At 34.5% G+C, this 5,228-nt stretch carries 5 protein-coding genes; 4 read left to right on the top strand and 1 reads right to left on the bottom strand.

Annotated features, from left to right (window positions below):
* Positions 1-61: 61 nt before the first annotated feature.
* The 3 genes from ACPYKA_RS18535 to ACPYKA_RS18525 all read left to right on the top strand — a co-directional run bounded on the left by ACPYKA_RS18535 (position 62) and on the right by ACPYKA_RS18525 (position 1,765).
* Positions 62-661: a response regulator gene (locus tag ACPYKA_RS18535; protein ID WP_479543684.1), complete on the top strand. Its 600-nt coding sequence runs from the start codon at positions 62-64 to the stop codon at positions 659-661.
* Positions 662-841: 180 nt separating this feature from the next.
* Positions 842-1,594: a helix-turn-helix domain-containing protein gene (locus ACPYKA_RS18530; protein WP_479543683.1), complete on the top strand. Its 753-nt coding sequence runs from the start codon at positions 842-844 to the stop codon at positions 1,592-1,594.
* 45 nt (positions 1,595-1,639) lie between these two features.
* A complete protein-coding gene (locus tag ACPYKA_RS18525) occupies positions 1,640-1,765 on the top strand; it encodes a glycerol-3-phosphate responsive antiterminator (RefSeq protein ID WP_479543685.1) in 126 nt (41 codons plus the stop codon).
* A 95-nt stretch (positions 1,766-1,860) separates the two neighbouring features.
* Here ACPYKA_RS18525 and ACPYKA_RS18520 read toward each other — a convergent pair whose 3' ends face one another.
* Entirely contained in the window at positions 1,861-3,516 is a 1,656-nt protein-coding gene (locus tag ACPYKA_RS18520; protein ID WP_479543682.1) for a glycerol-3-phosphate dehydrogenase/oxidase, read from the bottom strand.
* 594 nt (positions 3,517-4,110) lie between these two features.
* Here ACPYKA_RS18520 and udk point away from each other — a divergent pair.
* On the top strand, positions 4,111-4,749 hold the full coding sequence (gene udk, locus ACPYKA_RS18515; protein WP_479543681.1) for a uridine kinase: 639 nt from the start codon (positions 4,111-4,113) through the stop codon (positions 4,747-4,749).
* Positions 4,750-5,228 lie beyond the last annotated feature (479 nt).

The following is a 5,228-nucleotide window of genomic DNA, read 5'->3' as shown; positions in this document are numbered from 1 at the left end:
AGTCAAATTGAAGAAGGGAGTTCATTTTATTTTACGTTACCAATAAAGGGGGAATACGAAAGTGACTAAAAAAGGGAAAATTTTAGTGGCAGAGGATGAAAGAAAAATTCTTAATTTGCTACAACTATACTTGGAGAAAAATAACTATGAAGTAATTACTGCCCAAAACGGTATAGAAGCTTTAGAGAAAGTTAAAAAATTTGATCCGGATTTATTAGTTTTAGATATAGTAATGCCGGAGATGAATGGTCATGAAGTTTGTAAAAAAATTCGTAAAGATAAAAAGTATAGAGATATCCCAATTATTTATTTAAGTAGCTTAGCTGAAAAACAATCGATTGTTTCAAGTCTAGAATTGGGTGGGGATGATTATCTGACGAAACCATTTGATCCGAATGAACTAATAGCAAGAATCAATGCAATTTTAAGGAGGATAAAAGGTAGACAAGTTACTAGTGAAAAGCAAATTGAAGAATTGACTTACCAAGAACAAAAGATATTACAGTATATGGAAGAAGGGTATACAAATAAAGAAATAGCTCTTAAACTCTTCTTAACTGAAGGCACAGTTAAAGTATATAATCATATCATTTATCAAAAATTACAAGTGAGAAACAGGACCCAGGCAATTGTTCGTGCAAAGGAATTAAATATTATTTAAATTATTAACTTTAGTTAATAGGAACTTTCCTTTTTGAAAGGTAAACTTAATTTAGTCGTGCAAAAGTCTTACTAATTTTTATTTCTGAGTAATAAGTAATTATGATTCCAACCTAACTAAAAGATGAAGCAGGGAAATGAGTGCACGATACAAAGAAGACAGTTTTACTTTTGGGAAGAGGTGGGAGAGATAAATAGTATATGGGAAAACGTAGAAAGTGTTAATCTCGAAAGTATTATAACATTTGATCTAGAAGCGCTTGTAACTGAATTTGATCAAAAAATATTTAACAGTCTAGAGCAAAAAGAATTTGAAAAATGTGAGGATTTTTTATCAGATTTTTGTTTTAACTTACTTGATTTATCTGAAGTGGAACAAGTATTTATCGCTAGAACTTTTTTCATTAGTATTATTACCGATATTATTAGGATACATAATCGAAGGAACTTACTACATCCAAGAGTTCTTGCTCACGCTTATGATGTTATTGCTCGGATTGAAAAATGGGAAAATCTCTCCGAATATCTGTTATCAATTCATTGGCTTGTGGAGCGGTTAGAAAAAGATATTATTGCCGGCCAAATATTATTTGAAGGTAGTGCACATGTTGAAAGAGCTTTATATTTAATCACTCATCATCTTGAGGATAGTAAATTGTCGGTTTCGTGGATTGCGGAACAATTGAATATTTCCACAACACATCTATCCAATTTATTTAAATTACAAATAGGTGAAACTGTAGCACATTATATTACAAAAAGAAAAATAGAAGAAATAACGTACGAGCTTATTTACACAAATAAACCGCTAAAAGAAATAAGAGAAAAATTCGGTTATATGAACCATAGTAATTTCATACAACATTTTAAAAAGCATCAAGGATTGACTCCCTTACAGTTTAGAAAGAAAAGTTATGGCGAAATTCGCAAATAAATGTCGGAATATTCAATAATTTTTCGGAAAATGTAATATTTATTTATAGGAGTAATTAAAGTTATTATCAAGAAAACGAATAAACCGATTATTTCAGAAGGATTAGTAACAACAAAACATGATATAGAACTAGCTTTAAACTCCGATGCTATAGCCGTATCAATATCATAAATTGAATTATGGGGAGACTAAATTATTATTAATGAAAGAAGAGGCTGCTATTTACTAATCGGATAGAAGCCTCTTTGGTGGTATTTGACTTTAAATTAAATAGCAGCTTCATATAATGCTTTCTCTAACTCATCACTGAACTCTTTCTTTTGGTCTTCATTCCATTGTAATGATTTAGCCATATAATTTATAACGGAGCTTTTATTGTTTAGCACCCAATTAATATCAAAATATAATGCACCTGTACGGCGGATAAAGAAATCTACAGGCTTAAAAGTTAGTTCATAATCGATACTATATATTAGCTCTGTCAAAACAAATGGATCAATCTGTTCTTGTTTTGCTTTTTCTATATTTTCTTGGTAAATAGTAAAGAGTGTATCCACATTTCCTCCATACATATTAATTAGCTTTCGAACGATGGTTTCCGGAATTCCTAATGCCGTTCCCTCTATTAGCTTTTGTTTTTGAAATTGTTCAAACCCCTTTGAACCACCGACGTCCCCACCGGATAAAGGTAAATGTTTTGTCACGGAACTTGAATAAAGAATGCCTTCTTCTTCTTTTAATTGTTCTACTACAGTGTCTACAGCTTCTTCTGCCATTTTACGATAGCCTGTTAGCTTACCACCAGCGATAGAAATAAGGCCTGATTCAGAAATGAAAATTTCTTCTTTGCGTGAAATTTCACCCGGTTTTTCACTATCTCCGTTTGAGAACAAAGCCCTTACTCCCGCCCAGCTTGATTCGACATCAGTAGCTTGGATATTTAATGACGGAAATATGAATTGGATGGCGTCTAAGATATAATCCCGGTCTTCCGTTGTAGCGGTGATGTTTTCAATATCACCCTCATAATACGTATCTGTCGTTCCTACATAAGTTTTATTGTCACGTGGGATTGCAAAAATCATCCGGCCGTCCGGACTATCGAAGTAAATAGCTTGCTTAAGTGGGAAGACTTTTTTGGAAAAGACAAGGTGGATCCCTTTAGATAAGTGTAACGTTTTACCTTCTTTGGAATGGTCTATCTCTCGTAAATCATCGATCCACGGACCACTGGCACTTATAATCTTTTTTGCATATATTTCATGTAATTCTCCGCTAACCATATCTTTTACTTTAGCACCACAAACTTTTCCAGATGCATTATAGATTAAATCAACTGCTTTTGCATAATTCATTGCATGGGCGCCTCGTTCAATTGCTTTTTTCAATACCTCAATGGTTAGACGGGCATCATCTGTTTTATATTCAACATAATAGCCGGCGCCTTTTAAACCTTCCCTTTTTATAAGTGGTTCTTTTTGAATCGCCTCTTTAGAATTAAACATTTTACGACGTTCACTTTTCTTTACCCCAGCAAGGAAATCATAGACCCGTAATCCGATATTTGTAGTAAGGGGGCCAAATGTACCACCTTTATAAAATGGCAACATCATCCATTCAGGTGTTGTAATATGTGGACCATTTTCATATACAATCGCTCGTTCCTTCCCGACTTCAGCAACTAATTTAACTTGAAGTTGTTGTAAGTAGCGTAAACCACCGTGAACCAATTTAGTTGATCGACTGGAGGTACCAGCTGCAAAATCCTGCATTTCTACAACTGCGGTTTTTAACCCTCTTGTTACGGCATCTAACGAAATTCCTGCTCCAGTGATGCCACCCCCGATTACTAACACGTCTAAATTTTCTTGTTTCATTTGTTTAAACTGCTCATTTCGCTGATGACTTGAAAATAATGACATTTTTATCTCTCCAATCGTGTATTTATAACATCAACTTTAAATTGATGCCTATACTTATCATTTCTCATAAACTAATAAAAAAAACCACAAAACGTACTTGCACTCGGGTGGTGTAAGTGTTTGCGGTTTCTCCATTCTCTATCCAAAATATATTAACTTATGTATATAATAACAAAGTTATATGTTGTTAACAACATCTTAAAAATTTTTATTTAAAAACCTAAATGGTTGATTCTTTAATCGTCAGCTTATTAACAAGTTAGAAAACTTGGTTTATCGTTATGCCTTGGCGAGAGTATGAGTTGCACTTACGAGTGATTGACATGCTAGTGACTTACGCCTGAGACAAATCTTTACGGTGGGACGAACGAAAGTGCATTCCCAGGACACCCGAGCTTTTAGCTAGTGAGCGAGTCAAGAAAGTTTTATACTTTGTATGAAAATAAACCTATTTTCATCATAGTTGGTGGCTCGCTCAGGGCTAGCCATGTTGGTTTCTTATCTGCCAAAGAAAATGACATATTAAATAGCATATTTTTATCTAATCCTGTATGATTTAGTATGAGAAAAATGTAGGAACAGGGGAGCAAATATATGTCCTTAAATAAACCAGTTGTTATCGGAGTTGCAGGAGGAAGTGGTAGTGGGAAAACTTCAGTAACTCGTTCAATTTGCAAAAAATTTTGTGATAAAACTATTCTTGTCATCGAACAGGACTCTTATTATAAAGATCAAAGCGATCTGTCCTTTGAAGAAAGACTAAAGACGAATTATGATCATCCTCTAGCGTTTGATAATGATTTACTCATCCAGCATTTAAAAGATTTAATTGATCTTAAACCAATAGGGAAACCAGTTTACGATTACAAACTTCATACCCGCTCAGATAAAGTGATAACGGTAGAACCAAAACAAGTCATTATTGTAGAGGGAATTCTCATTTTAGAGGATCCGCGCCTTGTTGAATTAATGGATATTAAAGTGTTTGTTGACACAGACTCCGACTTAAGAATTATCAGGAGATTGCTACGAGATATAAAGGAACGTGGGCGATCACTTGATTCGGTAATTAATCAATATATTAACGCTGTAAGACCAGCTCACTTACAATTTGTAGAGCCCACAAAAAGATATGCGGATATTATCATCCCAGAAGGTGGACAAAATCATGTTGCAATTGATATTATGGCAACGAAAATAGAGAAAATACTAGCGGATAATAACAAAAATTAACAGAACCTTGGTGTTTTGCTTTTTTGTTTATGGATGTTTTCTATAAGTTTTGGGCTGTAATTCCCATTTGTCTCAATGAAAAGATCTGAGTTTTTGTCACAAAATCCATAAACGGTGCGGTAAAGTTCAAATAGCAACAGTTCTACCGCTACGGAAATACCTTCACTTTCCATGGGCGGCTGTTGAGCCCCCGACGTACAGGACGTACTAGTGTCGATGACGTCACAGGACGTGACGTTTGTCATCGACCTTGTGCTTCCGGTAATGAATAGTAGAGTAGTTAATCATTCCTCAATTCGCTGTGTCTTTGTGCTTCCGGTAATGAATAGAGGTTAGTCATACCCCAACTCACTGTGTTCTTGCGATTATGGTAACGAATAGTAATTAATCATACCCCAACTCGCTGCTTCTTTGCGATTACAGTAACGAATAGTAGTTAATCATACCCCAACTCGCTGTGCCTTTGCAATTACGGTAAT

This window comes from Pseudogracilibacillus amylolyticus (SeqCode) (genome assembly GCF_051918545.1).
Classification (GTDB): domain Bacteria; phylum Bacillota; class Bacilli; order Bacillales; family Amphibacillaceae; genus Pseudogracilibacillus.
The sequence above is the reverse complement of the archived record's forward strand: the minus strand, read 5'-3'. Positions and strand labels throughout refer to the sequence as shown.